This window comes from Mariniflexile sp. TRM1-10 (genome assembly GCF_003425985.1).
Classification (GTDB): domain Bacteria; phylum Bacteroidota; class Bacteroidia; order Flavobacteriales; family Flavobacteriaceae; genus Mariniflexile.
This window is the reverse complement of the sequence record NZ_CP022985.1, coordinates 1,094,154-1,117,366: the sequence shown is the minus strand read 5'-3', so window position 1 is coordinate 1,117,366 and position 23,213 is coordinate 1,094,154. Positions and strand designations below refer to the sequence as shown.

The window sequence follows — 23,213 nt, the reverse complement described above, 5'->3', positions numbered from 1 at the left end:
TTGTTATTTTAAACTGATGGTTTGTTTTTTGCCATCGTATTCAATAGTTTTCCCTTTGGCATCATACATAAATGCTTTTGGCTGTTCTTTGCTTACAGTGATGATTTCAAATGTTCGGTTTTCAAGCATGCCTTCAAATTCACCTTGTCTATCTTCAATAGTTACTGTTTTTGAAGCATCGTTATAGTTGAAAGCAATATTGGAGAAATGCCCTTTTTCATAATTATAATTTCCAGATTCATCTTCGTATAATGTAAAACTGCCGTCTTTTCCTTGGTAAACATAAAGGATGATGTGGTTGGCAGGTTTCTCATCGGTATATTGAATTTCTGGACCTACAGGAATTATAGCGCCTTCGCGTATATATAGTGGAATTTGTTCGTAAGGCGCATCGACCGTTAATGTTTGTCCTCCCTTTATAAATTCACCAGTATAGAAATTGAACCAATTTGAAGTTTTGGGAAAGTAAACCTTGCGATTCCTTGCTTCATAATTGTAAACTGGATTAACCATTATGGAAGGACCAAACATAAACTGATCGCCAATATTTTCAACAGTTTTATCATTTGAAAAATCCATCACCAATGGACGCATGATGGTATAATCCTCAAAATAAGTCATACCGGCCATCGTGTAGATATAAGGCATTAACCTATAGCGTAATTGGTTGTAATATAGAATAGACTCGTAAGCAGGATGTCCTTTAGGAGCAATATTCCATGGTTCACGAAACGGAAATTGTCCATGTGATCTATATAATGGTGCAAAAGCCCCAAATTGATGCCAACGTGCATTTAACTCCCGCCATTCTTTATAATCTGCATTTTCTTTTCCGTTCTGATTATATTGTAATTGCGCAGCCACATAACGATCTTCTACACAGAAACCACCAATATCCATTGTCCAGTATGGAATACCGCTAACAGCGAAGTTTAAACCAGCCGAAATTTGAGCCTTCATATCCTCCCAACGTGTTGCGATATCGCCACTCCAAGTTGCGGTAGAGTAGCGCTGTAATCCTGCAAATCCAGAGCGTGTTAGTAAAAACACACGCTTGTTTGGTGCTACCTCACGCTGACCGTTATAAATAGCTTCGGCATTCATTAAAGCATAGGTATTGAAAAATTCGGTGGAAGACCCCAAAGCCGTCGGTCCTTGTAGTGATTTACGATAATCCATATCTGTACAATCCAATACGTTTGGTTCACTAGCATCCATCCACCAAGCATCAACACCGATAGGGTATAGATTGTCATAAATTTGTTTCCAAAATAATTTTCGAGCATCAGCTGAATAAGCATCGTAAAAAGACCCTACATAACCTGGGCCAACCCAGTCGCGAATACTATCTTTTATGGCTTGTTGGTACATCCAGCCTTTTTCATCAAATTCTTTAAAGTGTTCTGTGGTTTTATAGAATTTTGGCCATACCGAAATCATCATTTTAGCATTCATGGCATGAATAGAATCTACCATTCCTTTAGGATCAGGAAAACGTTCGGCATCGAATTCATGACTTCCCCAAGCGTCTTCTTCCCAATAATTCCAATCCAAAACAATATTATCAATGGGAATTTGGCGTTCTCTGAATTCCTTTAAATTGCTCAGAATTTCATCTTCCGTTTTATACCTTTCCCGACTTTGCCAATAGCCCATGGCCCATTTTGGCATGATTTGGGATTTCCCTGTTAGCGTGCGATAGCCTTTTATGATGTCGTCCATAGAATTTCCATGAACAAAATAATAGTTTAGGTTTTTGTTCATTTCACTCCACCAAACCTGGTTGTTTTTTTCTTCGTCTAGTTGAGGTGTTCTTACCCTTAGACCACAATACGAAGTACCGCCATTTGGGTTCCATTCTATGCGTAAAGGCACGCGTTTTCCAGCCTTTAGATTCATTGAGAATTTGTAGCTGTTTGGATTCCATGCGGTTCTCCAACGTTCTGGAACCACCAATTCGTTGTTTAAAAATACTTTGATGTAACCAGCATAGTATAGTGTGAATTTGTATTCGCCACTTTCTTTGGCTTCAATAGCGCCTTCATATAAAACTTCGGCATTTTTCAAAGGGAAATTTTCTGGTAGGTTTTTAATACTTTGTTTGTCCTCAAAGAAAATTGACGCTTCTTCTCTAATTAGTGGTGTTTTTCCATATTCGGGTGCATTATAAGTGCCTGAAAAGCTTCCTTGTTTTCCTTCTTTGTTATAAATTTTAAAAACTTCATTTAATTGCTCATAAGGCCGACTATCACCAAAACGGCTTAATGCATAACTATCCCATAGCAGACCATAATTTTTATTTGAAACTATAAAAGGTACCGAAACCTTGGTGTTATACTGAAATAGTTCTTCACTTTTATTTTTATAATTGAATTCGTCCGATTGATGCTGACCCAACCCGTAGAATGCTTCATCCTCTGGCGATTCAAAAATTTGGCGAACTGTGTAGCCTTTGGTGCCTTCAACTTCTATAGGATTGAACGTTTTTCCGCCACCTTGCTTTTCGGCTAAAATAATGTTTCCTTCATGATCCTTAAATGTAATGCCCCCATCCATTGAAGAAACCATGACATGTAATGTTTTTGTGGAAAGGGTAATTGAGTCTCCGTTTTGAGTTACATTGAACGGTGTTTTTTTTAAATTAGGAAGTATAATTAAACTAGAATCTTTTTTAAATTCCTGTTCTGGAGTTGCCGAAACATGAATGAGTTCGTCTCCTAAAACGTTTAATCGAACCTTATTAATTTCTGCTTTGTTGGTTTTATTAATGTTAATAACAATGCCATTGTCTGTTTTTACATAATGTTTTGCTGAACAAGATGTTAATAACAGTCCTGTAAAAAGACCTAGATAGAGTTTATTTAGTTTCATTGTAATATTTTAAGATATTTTATACCTAATGATTTATTTTATAACTATTGTTTTTTAAGTTGAACAAAAAGGACATCATTTTCATTAATTGAAAGGTTTTTTGCAAATACCCCATTAGCTTTTATTTTGACGGTTTCCTCTTTAAGAGGTTTTCCATCGCTTTGTTCTTTTAAGAAGCTTACTTGATCTTTAGTTAGCTGATTAGGTTTGCCCATATTTAAATATGCCGTATAGGGGTCGTTATGTTTATAGCCTACTTTGTAGATTTCCAATGTATAATCACCTTTGGGTAAATTAGAAATTTGAATATTCGCTTTTCCTTTGGATTTTGAAGGCAAATCTTTAATGTAGTAGGTTTGGTTTAACTCAGTATCTCCAGGATGTGTATTTGTAAAATCCCAAAGTAAGAATTGGACATCTCCATTTGAATTTTTTGTAGCCCAAGAATAGTTGTCAGTGTTTTGCAATTCGGTTTCACCTAATTTATTCATAAAGGCATAAGCATAATAGGCTGGTTTTTTAATACCTTGATAATTTACCAACCCAAACCCACCATGAAAAGGTGTAAATCTTGGACCTGCTTCTTCGAAAATATCGGTAAACACCCAATAAGACATGGAGTTGGCAGCATTACCAATTTGTTTTATTTTTTGAAGAATGTATGCGGCTTGGTGGTAGCTATCATGAATAGGATCTGCAGGAGTATAGGACGAACTCCATTCGGTGTAATGCAATTCTAAATTTTGCTTTGATAAACTATCCATTTTTTTGCGAACCGCAATGACATCGCCACTAACGCTCCATTCATCTTTATTTAAAATAGTCCCAGATGTTCCAAACTCATCTAAATAACCTTGTTTTACCCCGTAGGTATGTGTTGAAATATAATCTAAGGGTATTTTGTTTTGTTCCGTAAAATTTATGGTTTCTTCAATCCACCCATTTCCAGCAGTTGCAGGACCTCCAATGCGATATTCTGGATTGACTTTTTTTACAGCTTCTGCGGTATATTTATATAACTTAAAATATTCTTCTTGAGTACCTGACCAAAAGTCACTTAAGTTTGGTTCATTCCACACTTCAAAATACCATGTTTTTATTTCTTCTTTACCATAGCGTTCTGTGAAATGAGTCACTAAATTTTCAATCAAACTTGCCCATTTGTCATAATTATTTGGTGGTGTTATATTTCCTTTCCACCAAAAAACAGTTTTGTCTCCACTCGCTAAATAATTGGGCATAAAGCTTAATTCTACAAAAGGCTTCATTCCTATGCTTAGGATATAATCATACAACACATCAATGTATTGGTAATTGTATTGTGGGTTTCTTCCTTGTTCGTCTAATTTATAAACACCCATATCGTCTGTTAGCAGCCCATGCATTCTAATATATTTAAAATCACAATCTTGCTTTACCATAGCTAGTTGTCGTTGCCAATCGGCACGCAAACCTTCGTTTGCACGACCAGCTCCAATACACTCTTTAAACGTAGTATTTAGTTTGCCAGATGTTTTATTGTAATCTAGCTCAATAGTTCTTTGGTTATTCAATAATGCGTTTTTATTAGTTTGTGCCAATAGAAATTGTGACAAACTAAAAATTATTGTAAATGTTAATAGGAGGATTTGTTTCATCACTTTTATTGATTGAAAATTGCTTTGGTAAAGTATTGAAGACTATAGAGGTGTTTTTAAATATGGTCTTTTTGAAATTGCCAGTCAATTTTAAAAATATTTCATTAAAATTCTAATAGTATTTTATCTAATGAGTACATGATTTTTTCATAAAAGTTTCAGCTTTCATAAACAGAGGCACATGTATTATGACAACTTTTATGATTATTAAATCACTGTGCTATTTCTAAATAGCACAGTGATTTAAAATTTAAATTTAAGTTCCTGGAACAAATATCCAAGTAATCCAGAACGCATCTTCACCTGATAAAACAGGGTCTCTTTCAGCTTGCAAAAGCAATGCACCATTTTCTATTTTAAAAGTTTGTATTGCTGTCCAGTCTGCTACAGCGAAATCTGCAGTCCATGGGTGTAGCATTTCAGCTGTAATAGATAATTCACCATCTGTTACGCTCCAGTTTCCATTTAATGTAACTGTTCCTATATCAGTTAATTGGTTAACTACCATGGTGCCATTGGTATTGAATGTCATGGTGCCATAATCAACACCTGCATCACCAGCGGCATAATGCTCGCCTGGAAGCGGATTCCAAGCCCAAGTGGCATAATCGGAGAATACAACGGGTCCTTGTAATGCGCCGTAACCTGTTGTAACATCATAGGTTCGGTTGGAGTCAAGTTTCCATGGGTTTTTGGTTAATATGGCTTTAACGCCTGCATCTGGATCGGACGATGGGTCGTCTAACACAAAATGGAATACCATATATTCACTTTTAACTTCATCACGTTTGCCAAACCATATATCTGTAACAAGTGTACCTGTCTTAGCTGTTTTAACAATTTTCCATTGGTTTTGTGATGTTGTTGATACTGTAGCCCAGGAGCTTCCTATTGGGAATGTTGGAGTAATACCAGTAAATGAAATAATATTTGTTCCATCTGTAGATGTTGAGTAGGTACCGGATGCTTCGACACCATTACTGTCAATGGTGTTGACACTACCATCGTCTGAGAATGTTATTTTGTTTTTAATAACGTCATCTTGATCTGCAGCAACATATCCTGTCCATCCAACTGCTTCATAGTCTTCAACCGTATTAAAATTATTTAAGAAACTTCCATTCAAATCTGTCCAATTAAAAGGAGAATCGGCACTAAGATGCCAAGTTTTTGAAGTTGTTGTTGTTACAGCTAACAAGTCATCAACACTACCCCCATCTAAATCAATAGATGGATTCGGATCTGGTAAATCTTCTGGCACCCAATTATCACTGTATTCTTTGGAAATGAAATTATACACTAATGTTGCTGCTCCATCACAACTACTTTTTCTTAAAACACCTAATTGTAAAGAGTTTTCAGTTATAGAAAAAACTTTCATTTCATACCAATTATCCACACAGGTTTCATATTCATTGGTATGTAAAATAGTGGCATTTGATGTTGTTAGCGTTTTAGTATTTATATCTAAAAAATAAGTTCCAGATTCTTCTCCGTAGCTTGGAATCATTAAATGATTTGTTGTTAAGAAAGGACCGCCGTCAAGACTGAATGTCATGCTTCCGTAATTACCTTGAGCAGCAATCCATTGGTTACCTTTCCATTCTGGATTCCAATTCCAACAATCGTCTCCGTAACAACCTGTATCACCACCGCTCCATTCACCTCCTTCGGCTAACCATCCATTACTTGTTCCGTAGAAATACATAGGTCCTGCAAAATATTTAGAATCGCCGTTTTCATCTAAATCCAATACCCAAGTTTTAGAGTGACCAACACCTCCAGAAAGTGCTGTCCAAAGTGGGTCGTTAACATAATTTAAATTATCATCTGTTACGGTAATGGTAACAGGATCCAATTCTACAAGTCCACCAGATGTAACTGCGGTTATTTTTATAGTGTAGTCGCCCTTAAAGGCATATTTTACAGTTTCTAAAGCTTTATTGGATTTTCCAGTAACATAATCCCAATTTAAGGTAACCCCTTTGGTTTGGTTTGTTAATATAACGGTGTTTCCTCCCGGATCTGCTGTGAAATCTTGGGTGATGTCAAACTGAATGTCAGATTTATCTAAAGTTTTACCTAAAGAATGACTTTCTGGCTCACATGATGTAATTAGGGAGACTATCCCTAACATCAAAAATGATGCAATTAGTATTTTAATGTTTTTCATTTTTAAAAAATTTAGTTTAGTTAAAAATTACCAACCAGCATTTTGCTGTAAAACGCCATCAGACAAAGTAATTTGTGTGTTCGGAATTTGTTGCAATCCTTTAGTGGTCTTTATATTGTTTTCAGAAATGGTTTTTGTTTCTGGAACACCGCCACTTAAAAGTGTGGTAGTTTCTGCAATTGTTGCAGCAGCGGTGTCTACACCTTGGCGTAAAAGATCGTAAAATCTAATGCCTTCTAACGCAAATTCTAAATGTCTTTCATTCATAATGTTTTCTTGAGATACTGAAACAGATGTGAAATTGGCCTTGTAAGCACGTTGTCTTACTTGGTCAAAATAAGCTTGGGCATTGGCACTTCCCAATTCAGCCGCCATAAGTAACACATCGGCGTATCTTAAAACCACATAATCTTGAAATTGGTTAATTTGAAAATCTGTTACCTCAAATTGATTCACAGCTGATACCGTGTTTCCTTCATCATCTAACATAGACATTGGTGTGTATTTTTTGTTGTAATATCCTGTATATTCTCGTTGATTGTCAACTTTGTCAAAAGGAATTTCTTCATCATCAACTGAAATTATGGTCGCCGATCTTCTGGTGTCATTATCACTGTAAGCATCCCAAAGTTTAGGATTTACTGTAACGCCCCAACCATTTCCGTAAGGTACATATGAAAACTCTCTCATTCCAAACATGACCAACCAATGGTTACCATCTATATTTCCGTTATAATCACTGGTAAATGTGTATTTGATAGAGAACACGATTTCTTTATTATCTTCTCCAGCATAGTCCATATCGGAATAGGCAGCAGCAACTGGCCACAATGAAGCAAAATCATCAACAAGACCATGCCCGCTAGATGTTATGACATCTTCTAAATGCCCTAAGGCTTGTGCTTTTGTTACGACACCTGCCAAATCTGAGGCACCATAATACCCTGTATAGTATAAATATACGCGTCCAAGCAAGGATTTAGCAGCCCATTTAGTAACACGACCATTATCAACCGTGCTATAAGCTACAGATGGTAAATTTTCTGAAGCAAAAGCTAAATCTTCTGCGATTACTTTATAAACTTCTTCAGGCAATGCTTGTGGAATGTTTTCTGTTGAAGGTTCTGTTAACAAGGGAATATTCCCCCATAATCTCACCATTTCAAAGTAAATGTAAGCTCGAATAAATCTGGCTTCAGATTCGTAAGTGTTTCTTAAAACATCATCTCCACCCCATTCAATTTGATCCATTTTTTGTAACAACACATTACAGCGGTAAATAGCTTTGTAATAAGCTACCCAATTGCCATTAAATAAATCAACATAGCTAGGTGCTCGCGTAATATCAAATTCATCCAAGGCCGCATAATTATAACCATCGGCATTTCCTGTTCCTCCAAAACAATCGTCTGAGAAAACCTCGGTCGCTACTGGAAGTCCAGTGCCTGATGCGCCGGTTGCCACTTGTAAACCATCATAACATCCTATTAAAGCAGTTAATGCATCTTTTGGTGTGGAATAAAAGTTAGTTTCCGTTAATTCTGTGTATGGTTGTGTATCTAAACTACATGAGCTTAAAGACAACGCACCTACCAACATGATGTATATATATGTATTTTTCATTTTCAGTATTTTTTAAAGTTTAACGTTTAATCCCATCATGAATGTTCTTGGTCTAGGATAATAACCTACATCTACGCCAGATGACGTTCCACCAGTTCCAAAACCTACTTCAGGATCCATACCATCATATTTAGTGAAGGTATATAGATTTAAAACCGAGAAATAAACTCTTAACTCTTTAGCAAATAGTGGTGTACTGCTAATTTTAGCTAAATCTAATCCAAGGGTTAAGTTGTTTATTCTTAAAAAATCCCCATCTTGAACATACAGATCTGAAAATCCAGCAAAATTTCTCCCATCCTCAGTGACTCTAGGTACTGTATTTGAAGAGCCTTCGCCCGTCCAACGACCCAATATGGCAGACGTATAATTATCAAAAGCGCCTGGGTTTCTGTAAGATTGCACTAATTGATTGCCTGCAACGCCATTTGCAGAGATAGAAAAATCGAATGCTTTATAGTTTCCAGAAATCGAAAATCCATAGGTCAAATCAGGATTAGGATCACCAATCATTTTTTTGTCGGCATCACTTATTTTTCCATCACCACTTACATCTTTATAAATGATATCACCAGGCGCAGCGTTTGGCTGAATACCATAGTCATTTATTTCTTGTTGTGTTTGGAAAACCCCGGCTGTTTCATAGCCCCAAAAATACCATAGAGGAAAACCGTCTTCCGATCTGTAAAACTCTGGTGCATTATTGTATAGTTGGTTTGTTTCCCCATGAATAATACCATCTGCAGTTGGTATTTTTCCAACTTCATTTTGATTGTATGCTCCATTGACTGCTACATTATAGTTAAAATCGCCAATGTTATTATTATAGTTTAACGCTAACTCTACACCCGTATTTAAAACATTGCCACCATTAATAAAAGGGGCATCTGCACCAGCCGTTGCTAATATGGGTGCAACAATTAACCAATCTTTATTCGTTTTTCTATACCAATCAAAATTAATGTTTAAGGTGTTATTTAGAACTCTGGCATCAAAACCTACGTTAATTTGTTCTGATGTTTCCCATTTTAGATCTGGATTAGGTAATCGATTTGGATAAGCACCGGGTGTTAATACGCCTTCTTCATTGCCAAAAATATAATTGGTTGTAGATGTTTGAATAGGAGCTAAATATTGAAATGCACCTATATTTTGATTTCCTACTTGTCCCCAACTGGCTCTTAATTTTAAGAAGTTAAGCGTATTGGAATTACTTAAAAAATCTTCATTAGAAACTATCCAACCTGCGGATACTGATGGAAAATAGCCCCATTGATTATCTGGGTGGAAGTTAGAAGACCCATCAGCTCTAAATGTTGCATTTATTAAATATTTCTCGTTGAAGTTATAGTTTAATCTTCCGAAGTAAGACATTCTTTTGTTTTCGGATTTTCCGCCACCAACGCCCATTAGGGGAGTTCCTTGGCTGTTCGTTGTGTTATTTAGCCAAGCATATTTTAAGCCTCCTAATATATTGTTTGCATTAAAACCATTTATGTAAGTGCCATCAAAATTAATGGAAGAACTACCAACCATGGTTTCAAAATGGTGGTCTTCTGCCACGTCAAACTTATAAGTCAACAAATTATCCCAAGTTAAAGTTTTGCCTTTGTTCATACTTTGTCTTGTATTATCTGTAGTTCTAAATGAATAAATAGATAGCTCATATATAGGACTAAAAGAATGGTCTTCGCCTGCATAATAATCCAATCCTAAGGTTGTTTTAAAAGTTAAATTTTTAATGGGCTCGATTTGTAAATAGATATTACCCAATAACTTTTGATTATTGCTTTCATTTTGGTTGTTATAAACCATTTCTGCATAGGGATTAGATCTGCCAGATAACCATGGGGCACTGTCTGAAGTGGTGTTGTAATAATTGCCTTCGCTATCGTACATTGGCAATAATGGGCTTACCGTAAAAGCACTTCTAAGTGAGTTGTTGTATTGGTTTCCTACTCCGATACCATTTTTATTAATGTAAGCGAAACTTAAATTTTCTCCAAAGGTTACAACATCTTTGTATAGTTTATGTTCAGAATTAAACCTGAAATTATAACGCTCATAGCTAGATAAATCCTTACCGCCAACGACACCGTCTTGTCCAAAGTAAGACAAGGATGAGGAATAAACAGAGCTATCAGATCCACCTGTAACGCCTACTGAGTAGTTTTTTGTAGCAGCATTATCTACAAACATTTCATCCATCCAATTAGTACCTGCTCCTAAAGTTGCAATTTCTGCATTTGTAAAATAAGGATTTTTACCAGAATTCATGGCAGCTTCATTCACCATAATAGCATATTCCGTAGCATTTAATAAGTCTACTTTTCTAGCAACAGATTGAAGTCCGTAAAACTGATCAAACGTAATTTGTGCAGTGGTGCCTCTTTTTCCTTTTTTAGTAGTTACTAAAACAACACCATTTGATGCTTGAGAACCATAAATGGCAGCAGATGCCGCATCTTTTAAGATAGATATCGATTCAATATCAGCGTTGTTTAGGTATGATATATCTCCTGTTAAAATACCATCTACAACATATAAAGGATTGCTCCCAGACGTAGAACCCACACCTCTAATGACTACATTTAAACTTTCTCCTGGTTGACCAGACGTTGATGTTATTTGAACACCAGGTGATTGTCCTTGTAATGCTTGAATAGCATTTGCTGTATTCATTTTAGTTAGGTCGTCTCCACTAACTTGTACACTTGCGCCAGTAACTAAGGCTTTCTTTTGTGTACCGTAGCCAACAACAACAACTTCATCTAAGGCAGCTGTGTCTTCTTTTAGTTGGATATTAATGTTTTTTTTCCCATTTATAGAAATCTCCTGGGATAAGAAACCAACGTAAGAGACTACTAAAATAGCATTTTGATTTGAAACATTAATATTGAAATGACCATCAAAATCAGATTGGGTACCATTTATTGTACCTTTTTCTATAATATTCGCACCTGGTAAAGGTTGTCCAAAACTATCTGAAATGATACCACTTACCGACCATGTTTGGATGGTATTATTAGTTGTTTCAGAATTGTTAGATGCTTTTTGAGGAACATTCTCAATTTCTTTTTTCAATAGAAATATTTGTTTGTCGTAAATTCTATAAGCGGTGTCAGTGTTAAGGAATACCTCATCTAGAACGGTCGTTATGGACTCTTTTTTTACGTTAACCGATATGCTTCGTTTTAGGTTGACATCTTTAATTTTATAAACAAACCTAAAATCGGTAGTGCTTTCAATTTCATCAATTAGTTCGCCAACAGTCACATTGTTTAGATTTAATGATATTTTTACTTTTTGGGAATACGAGTTGTTTGCCTGTAAAGTAAAAAGGGTAACAAATATAAATAAGGCACTTAGCTTCATCTTTAAATCGAATTTTAATAATGGACGATGATGGCTTCTTTTCTTGTTAAGAAGTTTTTTCATACTTTTGAAGTGTTAATTGTGGTTATTAGTTTAATTTTAATCACGTCTTAATTAAATCGGGAAATGCGTCACCATTTTCCGGTTTTTTTTTTGCTCTAAATTGTCGTGAAGGAGCGTAAGATGTGTTTAGCTTAGTTGTTGTTTTTTATGTGTATCTATTTCATAGGCAAATAGTATTTAGTTTAGTTGATTAATATTTTATTATTGTTTATCGTATAGTTTATATTGTAGGTGATTTTGAAATACTCTAATATTTTTTCAATAGGTTCATTTCTAAAGCTTGCATTGAATTTTTCATTGGCCAATTCGGTATGGTTGTTTTGTATATCAACATTGTAGTGTCTTTCCATTTTCTTCATGATGTTTTCGAAAGTAATGTTTCTAAAAACCAATTCGCCATCTATCCAAGAGGTGTAAATACTTGTTATTACTGGATTAGTGGTAATATTGCCCGTGTTGTTTTTCAGGTAGGAACCTTTAAAACCTGGTTTAAGCAATACGTGGTTGTTTGAGGCTTCTTCAGTATATAAATTTACCGAGCCTTCAACCAATACAACATCGGTTTCAATATCTTCTGGGTAGCTAGATATGTTGAATTGGGTTCCTAGTACTTGAACGTTTAGTGCGTCGGAATTCACAATAAAAGGATGTTTTGTGTCTTTTGAGACATTGAAAAAAGCTTCTCCTTTTAAAAACACCTCACGGTTTTGTCCCTTTAAGAATTTTACTGGATATTTTAATGAAGTACCTGCGTTTAAATTTACCTTGGTTCCATCAGATAACAAAATCTCAAAGCGCTTACCGTATGGGACATTTAAGGTGTTATATGTTAGTTTTTCATCTTCGGTTGAATTGCTGTAGACCAGTTGTGTGCCGCTTTGCGTACCTATAATATTTCCTTTGGCATCTAAAACTTGTGAAGTGCCATCTTCGTTTATAACTTTAATAGTACCATTTTCCAATTGAAGGGTGATTTGTTCGTTTGGAATACTAAAAGGTTCATTTTTATTGAAAAATCCGTTTTGGTACAAATAGCCTAAACCTAAAAAAACAACGACAATAGAAGCATACTTAAAAACTCTAAATAATTTTAAAGTCTTTACTTTCTTATTGCTCTTAGTTATTTTGTTTTCAAGCTTCATGTAAACTTTTTCGGTTTCAATTTGTTTGTATATGGCAAGTTTATCTTGAATGTTGTTTTTATTGGTGATTTTATTGTAAAGTGCTAAATTGTTTTCATCACTCAGCCAATTATCTAGTGTTTTTTTCTCTTCAATAGAGATGATTTTTGCAATAGATTTATAAATTAATTGCGCTATTTGGTAATCTGATGGGTTTTTTGATGTCATTATATGGTATGATAATATTGTCTTATTGTAATTGAACTCATCTTGACTTTTTCTATTTCCTAAAACCTGCCTGCCGGCAGGCAAACATGGCTAAAATTCGTCCATATTTCGTTTCTTTTTTTATGCTTAGCTCTGCTATGCCTTTCAAAAAGCGCCTCATCTGTACAAATTTTATCTCATTTTCGGTTAAAAACAAAAAGTCAAGATGAGTTCATTGTTAATTGCTAAAAAATCCATATGTTTTTTTATTAAAAAAGCAATATGAATGTTAAAGAATTACTAATATGACTGTAAAAACAATTTTTTGGGTGGAAAAAAAATTAAAAAAAAATAAAAATTTTATAAAGAGGCTAAGAATATCAAGTAGAACGGATAATCTTTGAGGTACGATTTAAGAAGTTCTATGGCTCTGGCTCGTTGCGATTTTACTGTATTTATGCTTATTTGAAGATCTTCAGCAATGTCTTTATACTTTACGCCATCCAAACAAGACAATTCAAATACTTTTTTGCACTTTTTTGGTAAAGTTTCTAAAGCTTGAAATAAAATAGCATGTGTTTCTTCTTCTATAATGTACTGTTCTTTTAAAGGCATGGCACCATGTTTTTTTACATCTAGGCGCACAAATTTTTTGTCCTTTTTAAGATGGTCTATAGAAGCATTTCTAACCATACCATATAAATAGGACTTTAAATTTTCTACTTTGTCTAATTTATTACGCTTTTGCCAAAGTTTAACTAAGGTGTCTTCAACAATCTCTTCGGCGATATATTGGTCTTCTACATAATGTAGGGAAAAGGCATAAAGTCTTTTGTAGTAAGTATCGAAAATAATTTTAAAAGCATTTTTATCTCCCTGTTTTAAAAGAGAAAGATGAGATTCAGGATTATTTGTTTCATTATTATCCAAGGTGGCTTATTACTTATCTAACCGCAAAGTAGTAAAAATTAAATTATTTTAATTGGTTGTTCGATTGTAATAAAAAAGAATTGTTTTAGAACTGATCTTGACTTTTTCGCTTCAATCAAAAAAGTCAAGATGAGTTCTTATTGTAAAAAAGGAGGGTTTTATAAGTTTATCACTTTTCTTTCTTTATTACTTTTTATAGAGGCTTCAATAACTTTAATTACCAACATGCCAGCTTCGGCAGATACTGGCACCGGTTTTTTATTTCGTATGGTTTCATAAATACCCTCATAATACGTCATATAATTTCCTTGCAAGCTAGGAATATGCTCTTTGACTATTTTTCCGTTTTTTTCGGTGTGCAGCAAGCCTTTCTCTGTGTCTGGTTCTGTGCCCCAGCTTTCTGTATTTGGTTTTTTCCCTGCTTGCAATTCTTTTTCTTGAATATCGGCTTTTGTTTTTATAAACGAACCTTTAGTACCGTGTAGAATATTTCCTGGTAAGGGTTCGCGAACATAATAGCTGGATTTAAGGATGACGCGATGTGAAGGATAAAATAATTTCACGTCGAAATAATCGCCCACTTTCGAATTTGGTCTATATGAATCTAAATCTGCATAAATGGCCTTAGGTAAGCCGAAAAGAACAAGTGCCTGATCGATTAAATGCGAACCTAAATCGTATAGGCTTCCGACGCCTTCTGTTGGTGTTTCTTTATGTGCTTTATAGCTTAAAACGGGGTCGAAACGGTCGTAATGAAACTCAGCTTCAACGATATCTCCTAATAAGCCTTCATTTAAAACTTTTTGAACTGTTTTAAAATCACTGTCGTAGCGTCTGTTGTGGTAAACCGATATAACAACATTTTTGTCTTTTGCTAATTGAATTAATGTTTCGGCTTCAGCAACTGTTGTAGTAAATGGTTTTTCTATAACCAGATGTTTGCCTGCATTTATAACTCTTTTTGAAAAATCAAAATGTGTAACATTGGGAGTGTTAACAATAACAAGCTCAATGTTTTCATCGGCTAACATGTCATCTAAAGAACGAAACGTTTTAATGGATGGGTAGTGTTTTTGAGCCTCGTTTTTTGTTCGTTCAAAAACACCGTATAAATTAAATTGTGGGTTTACCGAAATAAAAGGTGCATGAAATACATGACCGCTCATGCCATACGAACATAAAGCTGTGTTAATTGGTTGCATAATTTTTTTTTAAGTTCGGATAAAATTACGAATAATTTTAAGTTCTATTGGTAGAAGGTTTTATGTCGGTTAAACTTGCTATTTTAATAGGATTGCCAGATTCTATACTTTTTCTGGCCGCGATGCCTATTATTGCCGACATAACACCGTCTCTACTGCCAGCAGCTCTTTCGTACGGGTCTTTATCGTTTGGTGTTTTAAATATTTTATCGTGCAAACGCTTATCGCCACCACCATGACCGCCTCTTTCAAATGGTACTAATACGGTATCAAAATCTTTCCATAATTTGTGAACAATGATTGATTCTGAATTGGCTTTTTCTAAAGCATTTTGTTCCATTTCTTTAGCATGCATTTCTGCCTGACTAATTTCTGTTTTTTTGTTGTATGGAATGTCCAATGATGCTTCAATTCTGCCTTCGGTGCCATTAAATGCTAATCTCCAGCCTTCAAATGGCGAGTAGGTTGTTAAGGAATAATTTACTGTTACGTTATTTGCATATTTTATTTGCGCAGACATTTTATCGTAAATATCTATGTTTTCTCTAAACAAGCAATTGTCCCTTATATAGCCATCGTGCTTTTCGTTCGCAACGTATAGTTCCATCATGCGTTTGTCTTTTGTAATATCAAAAAAATAATCGCAATTGGATTTGTGGTCGCAAGTTCTGCAATTGGCGCCTCTAAAAGGTCCGTTAGCACCATAATGTTCTAAACTGCCATAAGCAAAAACTTCTTCTGGGTCTGAGTCAATCCACCAATTTAATAGATCGAAATGATGAGTTGCTTTATGTACCCAAAGGGAGTTACTATGTGCTTTTTCACCATGCCATCTTCTAAAGTATGATGCACCATGGTAGGTATTTAAATACCAATGAAAATCGACTGAAGTAATTTTTCCAATGGTATTGTTGGCTAATAATTCTTTAATCTTTGTACTATAGGGGCTCCATCTGTAATTAAAACCAACGATGAGGTTTTTACCCGATTTTCTTTCGGCATTTAATATAGCTTGTGCTTTAGTTTCATCGGTCGTTAATGGTTTTTCGGTAAGTACATCAAAACCTGATTCCAATCCTTTAATAATAAATTCATGGTGGTTAGCATCTACGGTTGTAACTATAACTAAATCAGGTTTTACCTCTTTCAGCATGGCATCAAAATCAATAAAAGTAGGGCAATCAACACCAATATATTTTTTTGCGTATTCCAGTCTGCCGGGATTTATGTCACTTAGTCCAACAAATTCTAAAATATCGGAATATTCATCAACCAATCGTTTTCCCCAAAAACTGGTACCTCGAATACCTGTTCCTACTAAAACTATTCTAAGTTTTTTTGATGTTCCAAAATTAAATGCGCTAATTGGAAATGCACTGTAAGCGGCTAGCATACCGATAGATGCTAGAAAATGGCGTCTTGAACTTTTCATTTCTTAAGATTTAATGGTTATTTAGTTTAGATGTAACAAGTTAAATAAAAAAGGGAACACTTCAAATTAAATTAAAGTATTCCCGATTTGCATTAGACAGAATGGAGTTTCTAATCTAATTAACTAAACAAACTAAACTAAACCAATTTTTTTAATATCCTGGGTTCTGTGGGTAATCTCCCGAGTCCAAGGAAATTGCAGATAAAGGAATTGGTCGTAAAATTTTATAATGACCTCCAGTTCCTAAAAACGGATCTGTTCCACTATCAAAGAGTGTTTTAATATCAGGATTCCTAACTTTGGTATACTCCATAAGTTTTCCTGTACGTTTTAAATCAAGCCAACGGAAACCTTCCCCTGCTAATTCACGTGCTCTTTCTTCTAAGATAAAATCTAAATCTACGCTTCCAACTGCATCGGCACCTGCTCTAGCTCTAACGCTATTAACACGAGCCAAAGCATTTCCAGGATTGTTAGACTGTAAATATGCTTCCGCAGCAATTAAATAAGTTTCACCTAATCTTGCTAAGTAAATATCGTGCGTATATTGAACAGATGGTGTTGCGGTTTGCACTCTGTCAAATTTTCTTAAAGCAGGATAATCGGTTTGATTTAAACCATCCCACCAATGCGGATCTATTGGCGAAATGATTGTATTTGTTCTATTAGCGGGATCTGCTGCTCTCCAATTAGGAACATCGGCTATCTGTGCAGCAGTTCTTGGATAATAATATTCTATTGGAGTATTCTCAGGGTCTAATACCCAACCAGAATAAGGTGCTGTTTTAATATTTAAGAATGTGCCTTCAAACCTGGTATCATTATCATCAAACAATGTAAACAAGTATTCGGTAGGGTGTAATGTATTTTTCTTATTTACCCCATCATTACTGCCTTGCACTAGTGGACCCCATGGGTAATCCCATGTGTGTAATACTTCACCTGGTACAGACCCGTTGTATTGTATAGACCACAAGATTTCCGCATTATTATCATTTTTATATTTAAATAAATCTCCAAATGGAATATTAAGTGTTTGTCCTCCTATTGCTGCATCGGCAAGTGTGGCGGCTTCTGTAAAGTCGGTAATTCCAGCTCCATAGGTTTCATATCCACGTGTTAAATATACCTTAGCCAGCATATGCTGTGCAGCACGTTTTGTGACACGTCCAAAATTTGCTTGTGTTGGTGGTAAAATAGCAATGGCAGCTGTTAGTTCATCAATAATAAATTGGTAAACCTCACTAGCAGGGTCTCTTTCAAAATGTGTGATGGGTTCACTTACTAAATCTGTAACAAGCGATACATCTCCAAATTTCTGAACTAACATAAAATAATAATAGGCTCTAATGCTTTTAAGTTCAGCAATTCTACTTTGTAATTCTGGAAAGTTCTCGGTTTTATCTGAATAATATAAAGCTAAATTAGTAATTTGTATGCTTTGGTAAAGACTACTGAATAGTGCTTCAACATTACCATTACTCGGTGTTAATGTTTGATAAGAAGCTAGACCAAGAGGCACTTCTTGGTGTGCTGCAAAAAACAAATCGGTTCCCGCAAAAAAGATGTAGGGCGTTGGAGCATAAACATCGCGCAAGGTTGCATAAGATGCATTTACCAGCCCTTCATAGCCTGCTTTTGTTCCATAGAAATTTTCTGCTGTTGTATTTCCCAAATTTTCTTCTTCCAAATAACCCGAACAACTTATAATTGACAATCCTAAAAAGATTGCATATATTTTTATTTTTATATTCTTCATAATCTTAAAATTTAACATTAACACCTAACTGATAAATAGAATATCCTGTATTGTTAGCGTCGACGCCAGACATTCCAGCACCTGCCCATTCAGGGTCGAATCCTTCATACTTTGTGAACGTAAATGGATTTAGAGCATTAACATATAAATGCAAACCCGTTATACCTACTTTGGATAACAAATCAGAATCAAAATTATAGCCTAAAGATATGTTCTGTATACGTACAAATGAGGCATCCTTGTTGAATCCTGGATAGCCATAATCTTCTGCGTCTTCACCCCAGTACTGACCCTGATAAGAAGCTTGGGGGTATGTATTTGAAAATCTAGATTCTGTAACGGGGTTTTCTCTTACATAGTGGGGAACATCCAATATTACTCTACTATTAAAATCAGTAAATTCCCTATGAAACGGACTGTACACCAATACCCCTTGTTTTGTAAATATTGTTGCTGAAAGATCCCAGTTTTTATATGTGAAAGTGGTTGAAAATGTTCCTATCCAATCGGGCGCAGGAGACCCTAATACCTTCATGTCGTTATCAATATCAATACTGCCGTCACCATTTAGATCTTTAACTTTTGCTGTACCTTCCATAGCTTGTTGGTCGGCAGGTGCTAATTCGTCTTTTTGCCAAACACCATCAAAAACCATGGCATAGATTACATCGACAGGTTGCCCAATAAACCATCTATTAGGTACATCGTCTAATCTTGCTCCATACAAATCAACTATTTTATTGTTGTTTTTAGAGAAGATAAAACTGGTTTCCCATTTAAAATCGCCATTATTAATGTTTAAAGTTTTAAGTTGAATTTCTATCCCTTTATTGCTAATGGAAGCAATATTATCAAACATAGAAGGCCATCCTGTAGGCATGGCTAATTTACGACTGAGTATCGTGCCTCTAGAAAGTCTATCATATAGATTAATTTCACCAGAAATTCTATTATTAAATAAGCCAAAATCTGCACCAAAATTCCATTCTCTAGTACGCTCCCAAGTCAGTTCTTTATTTGCTAAATCGCTAGGTACAAACCCATTTGCTGTTGTTCCATCCCAATCATAATATTTTTGTCTATTTACTGTAGATTGCGTAGCATACGGACCAATAGGTCCATAACCACCAGAATAGCCATAGCTTAAGCGCACTTTTAAATTATCAATTTCTGAAACATCTTTTAAAAATGATTCTTCTTTCATTTTCCATGCTACAGCAGCGGATGGGAAAGAAGCCCATTTACTGCCTTCTGCAAGTCTGGAAGCACCATCCCATCTCATGGTAGCAGTAAGTAAATATTTATCTTTAAATGAATAATTTATACGATTTGTAAATGATAATATGGTACTCTTACTATATCCTGTTTCTGCATCACGCTGGGGGGCGCTTTGTACATTATAGAATGATGATTGAAAAGGCACATCTCTACCAAAAGAAAACGATCTTTCTGAACGGTCGAACGTAGCCGATTGTATAAAGTCGTAGGATATGTTGTGTTCTCCAAATTCCTTTGAAAAGTTCATTTGATTATCCCATACATAGGAAAGTCTGTTGTTGGTCCAAAATCTGGCAATAGAAATCGATCTGGTTGCAAACCTATCTTTATACTCTCCGTCTCTTTGAATTCTGGCATTTGGTGAAAATGTAGATTTGAAACTAAGTTCTTTAGTGGCATTGAATTTTAAATAAAAGTTAGAAACTATATTAAACTGTTCAACATTCCAAGCAGAATTACCATCAGCAAAAGTATAGGGGCTAACATTACTTGAAATACCTATCATTGGTGATTGGATAATACTACCGTCAATATTGTGCGATGGTGCATAAGTAGGCATTCTAAATAATTGTTGTGTATAACCTTGTCTGGATACTAACTCTTGTTCAGAAAATGCAAGATTTATATTGGCTCCTATAGAAAACTTATCGTTAACCTTTGCGTCTAAACTTGCCTTAAAATTATATTTCTTAAAATATTGCCCTACAGCATTACCATCGTCGCCTTGATAACCAAAGCCAATAACATAACTCACATTTTCAGATCCACCATTAGCTGATATAAAATGATTTTGTTGTGTACTTGACTTAAGAAAGTCATCCAACCAATCATTGCCATTTCTATTAGCAAGATTCTCTTCCCAATAGTTAGTTCCATTTACTGTAACATTTGGAAATCCATAAGTTGGGGAGTTTACGATAGGATTTCCTTGTACAAGATCACGCGATACTTGTCTGTTCCTATTCCATGTAACACTTTCATCATAACTGTTTAAAAAATCAGGCATATTCGCGACGTCACGAATACCAACATACCCAGAATAGGAAATTGATGGTTTTCTGTTTTGAAACCCTTCTCCACTTTTTGTAGTCACAATTACAACACCATTAGAACCACGAGATCCGTAAATAGCTGTTGATGATGCATCTTTAAGTATGTCTATCCTTTGAATATCTTGCGGATTCAAAAAATCAATACTTTCAGTCATGATGCCATCTACAACATATAGGGGTTGTTGTCCTGCAAAAGAGTTGGTTCCACGAATTGTAATGTCAAAACCAGCACCAACAGAACCTGTTCTTTGTGAAATATTTACACCAGCAGAATGAGCCTGTAATGCTTGCATTGGGCTGGTAGCACCCACTTTGTTAAGTTCGGTATTGCCGATTGAAACAACGGCGCCAGTAACATCGCTCTTTTTAGTGGAACCATAACCTACTATCACAATTTCACCCAATTCATCGGTACTTTCTAAAAGTGTTATGGTAATTGAGTTTTGATTGTTAACATTAATTTCCTGTGTAACAAACCCGACATACGAAACAACTAGTATTGCATTTGGACTTGAAACAGCAATGGAAAAATTACCATCAAAGTCTGATTGTGCACCATTGCTGGTTCCCTTTTCAATAATATTAGAACCAGCTAATGGTTGTCCATTAGCATCACTAACAGTTCCGGTAACAACATGTTTTTGTATTCTTACATCAATAGATGGTTGGATGTTAGTTTGGTTTAGAACTTCTTTTTTGTCTTTTAAAACAATTTGAGTGTTTCTTATTTTATAAGAAGTGCTTGTGTTGTTAAACAAATTGCTTAGAACATTTTCAATACTAACATCTTCTACTTTTATTGAAACTCTGCGTCTTAAATCAACAAATTTTGTGTTGTAAACAAATCTATATTCGGATGTAGCTTCAATTTTATCTATTATTTGAGATACAGGTGTGTCTACAACGTTCAAAGTGATTGTTTGTGTGTAGCCTGTGTTTGCTAACATGCTAAAGAATGATATAAGTGAAAAAAGAGTGGTTAATTTCATTTTTAAATCAAATTTCAGACAAGGCAGTTTTCTACCTTTTCTATCATGAATTTTTTTCATATTTTTAAAGTGTTAAATTGGTGAATGACTAAATTTTAGTTCTCACTTTATAATTCCCGGGAAATGTTGGCGCATTTTCCGGTTTTTTTGTTCTTATCCTCAGATAATTTAAAGTGATATTTTTGTTGGATTTTTTTAGCGTCTATCTCATAGATTAAAAGGTTTTTAGGTTAGTTAGTTTATATATATCATGTTGTTTTTTATAGTGTATTTTATGTTGTAACTATCGTTAAAATAGCTTAATATGTTCTCTATGGGCTCTTCGTTAAAGTTAGCGTTGAAGGTTTCGTTTTCTAATAACTTATTTGTAATTATAACTTTCATATTATACTGGCGTTCCAGTTTTTTAGCAATATTTTTAAACGACATATTTCTGAAAAACAAACCGCCTTGCCTCCATGAAGTGTAAATAAGTGTATTTACTTTTTCAGTTGATATGCTTAAGTTTTCTTTGTTAAGCGAGCCTTTTGTACCCGGTACCAACATGGTGCCCTCTTTTATGGTTTCATTATTTTTATACATTCCCACTGAACCTTCAACTAAAACAACATCTGTATCTATATCCTCGGGATATGCCGATACATTAAATTCTGTTCCAAAAACCTCTACATTTAAGTCTGTCGCATTCACTATAAAAGGGTGTTTGGCATCTTTGGTTACAGAAAAAAATGCTTCCCCATTTAAGAATACTTCACGCTTTATACCGTTTATAAACTTAACAGGGTATTTTAAAGATGAGCCTGCGTTTAAGTGTACTCTGGTGCCGTCGGACAATTGAATTTCAAATCGTTTTCCGTACGGAATGGTGAGCGTGTTATAAGTTAAAGTTTCTTTTTTGGTTTCGTTGGTGTAAACGAGTTGGCTTCCGTTTTGGCTTCCTATTATTTTGCCTTCTTCGTCAACTAATTGTGAGGAACCATCTTCATTAATAATCTGGATTTTACCATTTTCTAATCGAAGCGTGATACTTTCCGGGGGTATAACTGTGTTTTTGGAGTTAGGGAAGTTGCCACTTTTGTAAAAATATCCAATAGTTAAAAATACAAAGGCAATGGCTGCATATTTTGAAATGCTTGGTATTAATTTTATGTATTTGGATGTTGAAGTGGCTTTTTTTAGGGGTTGCTCTTGAAGCAAAGGGGTTTCTAGTTTTGAAATAATATTTTTCCATGCAACATCCTTGTCCAATATTTTAACAAATTGTATTCTTCTGGATTTCTTGTAAATTCTTAAATAATCAATAAAAAATTGTTCGTTTTTAGAATCCTCAAGTAGCCATTGCTTTAACTCATTGAATTCCTCTTCGCTAATTTCTTTAGAGATATAATTTGAAATAAGGTTTAAGATATGGGGATTGGTATGGTCCATTATTGATTTTTGTAACTATGTTATTTTAACTTTAATATGTGCTATATTAACTAGAATAACAAAAAACCAAAAA

Annotated in this window: 12 protein-coding genes; all 12 read right to left on the bottom strand. The window is 34.9% G+C overall.

From position 1 onward, the window contains the following. Positions 1-3 precede the first annotated feature (3 nt). Positions 4-2,871: a TIM-barrel domain-containing protein gene (locus CJ739_RS04925; RefSeq protein WP_117173006.1), complete on the bottom strand. Its 2,868-nt coding sequence runs from the start codon at positions 2,869-2,871 to the stop codon at positions 4-6. 44 nt (positions 2,872-2,915) lie between these two features. Further along, a complete protein-coding gene (locus CJ739_RS04920; RefSeq protein ID WP_117173004.1) occupies positions 2,916-4,508 on the bottom strand; it encodes a GH39 family glycosyl hydrolase in 1,593 nt (530 codons plus the stop codon). A gap of 256 nt (positions 4,509-4,764) precedes the next feature. Next, positions 4,765-6,681 (bottom strand): hypothetical protein, encoded by a 1,917-nt coding sequence (locus CJ739_RS04915; protein ID WP_117173002.1) that lies wholly within the window; start codon positions 6,679-6,681, stop codon positions 4,765-4,767. A 27-nt stretch (positions 6,682-6,708) separates the two neighbouring features. Next, positions 6,709-8,304 carry a RagB/SusD family nutrient uptake outer membrane protein gene (locus tag CJ739_RS04910; RefSeq protein ID WP_117173000.1) on the bottom strand — a complete coding sequence of 532 codons (1,596 nt, stop codon included), beginning with the start codon at positions 8,302-8,304 and terminating at the stop codon, positions 6,709-6,711. A 12-nt stretch (positions 8,305-8,316) separates the two neighbouring features. Beyond that, entirely contained in the window at positions 8,317-11,742 is a 3,426-nt protein-coding gene (locus tag CJ739_RS04905) for a TonB-dependent receptor (protein WP_236951605.1), read from the bottom strand. A gap of 182 nt (positions 11,743-11,924) precedes the next feature. After that, complete coding sequence (locus CJ739_RS04900; protein ID WP_117172996.1) at positions 11,925-13,091, bottom strand: FecR family protein; 1,167 nt, start codon at positions 13,089-13,091, stop codon at positions 11,925-11,927. A gap of 339 nt (positions 13,092-13,430) precedes the next feature. After that, positions 13,431-14,000 carry an RNA polymerase sigma factor gene (locus tag CJ739_RS04895; protein ID WP_117172994.1) on the bottom strand — a complete coding sequence of 190 codons (570 nt, stop codon included), beginning with the start codon at positions 13,998-14,000 and terminating at the stop codon, positions 13,431-13,433. A 158-nt stretch (positions 14,001-14,158) separates the two neighbouring features. Beyond that, a complete protein-coding gene (locus tag CJ739_RS04890; RefSeq protein ID WP_117172992.1) occupies positions 14,159-15,202 on the bottom strand; it encodes a Gfo/Idh/MocA family oxidoreductase in 1,044 nt (347 codons plus the stop codon). A 37-nt stretch (positions 15,203-15,239) separates the two neighbouring features. After that, complete coding sequence (locus CJ739_RS04885) at positions 15,240-16,634, bottom strand: Gfo/Idh/MocA family oxidoreductase (protein WP_117172990.1); 1,395 nt, start codon at positions 16,632-16,634, stop codon at positions 15,240-15,242. Between the two features lie 151 nt (positions 16,635-16,785). Beyond that, positions 16,786-18,393 carry a RagB/SusD family nutrient uptake outer membrane protein gene (locus CJ739_RS04880; RefSeq protein ID WP_162880133.1) on the bottom strand — a complete coding sequence of 536 codons (1,608 nt, stop codon included), beginning with the start codon at positions 18,391-18,393 and terminating at the stop codon, positions 16,786-16,788. A 4-nt stretch (positions 18,394-18,397) separates the two neighbouring features. Then, positions 18,398-21,772, bottom strand: a complete 3,375-nt coding sequence (locus CJ739_RS04875) for a TonB-dependent receptor (protein ID WP_117172986.1) — start codon at positions 21,770-21,772, stop codon at positions 18,398-18,400. A gap of 174 nt (positions 21,773-21,946) precedes the next feature. Beyond that, positions 21,947-23,140, bottom strand: a complete 1,194-nt coding sequence (locus tag CJ739_RS04870) for a FecR family protein (protein ID WP_117172984.1) — start codon at positions 23,138-23,140, stop codon at positions 21,947-21,949. Between the last annotated feature and the right edge of the window lie 73 nt (positions 23,141-23,213).

What these genes read in the sequence shown, in the direction of transcription:
- CJ739_RS04925 (WP_117173006.1), bottom strand. Translation starts at nt 2,871, where the DNA reads ATGAAACTAAATAAACTCTATCTAGGTCTTTTTACAGGACTGTTATTA.
- CJ739_RS04920 (WP_117173004.1), bottom strand. Translation starts at nt 4,508, where the DNA reads ATGAAACAAATCCTCCTATTAACATTTACAATAATTTTTAGTTTGTCA.
- CJ739_RS04915 (WP_117173002.1), bottom strand. Translation starts at nt 6,681, where the DNA reads ATGAAAAACATTAAAATACTAATTGCATCATTTTTGATGTTAGGGATA.
- CJ739_RS04910 (WP_117173000.1), bottom strand. Translation starts at nt 8,304, where the DNA reads ATGAAAAATACATATATATACATCATGTTGGTAGGTGCGTTGTCTTTA.
- CJ739_RS04905 (WP_236951605.1), bottom strand. Translation starts at nt 11,742, where the DNA reads ATGAAAAAACTTCTTAACAAGAAAAGAAGCCATCATCGTCCATTATTA.
- CJ739_RS04900 (WP_117172996.1), bottom strand. Translation starts at nt 13,091, where the DNA reads ATGACATCAAAAAACCCATCAGATTACCAAATAGCGCAATTAATTTAT.
- CJ739_RS04890 (WP_117172992.1), bottom strand. Translation starts at nt 15,202, where the DNA reads ATGCAACCAATTAACACAGCTTTATGTTCGTATGGCATGAGCGGTCAT.
- CJ739_RS04885 (WP_117172990.1), bottom strand. Translation starts at nt 16,634, where the DNA reads ATGAAAAGTTCAAGACGCCATTTTCTAGCATCTATCGGTATGCTAGCC.
- CJ739_RS04880 (WP_162880133.1), bottom strand. Translation starts at nt 18,393, where the DNA reads ATGAAGAATATAAAAATAAAAATATATGCAATCTTTTTAGGATTGTCA.
- CJ739_RS04875 (WP_117172986.1), bottom strand. Translation starts at nt 21,772, where the DNA reads ATGAAAAAAATTCATGATAGAAAAGGTAGAAAACTGCCTTGTCTGAAA.
- CJ739_RS04870 (WP_117172984.1), bottom strand. Translation starts at nt 23,140, where the DNA reads ATGGACCATACCAATCCCCATATCTTAAACCTTATTTCAAATTATATC.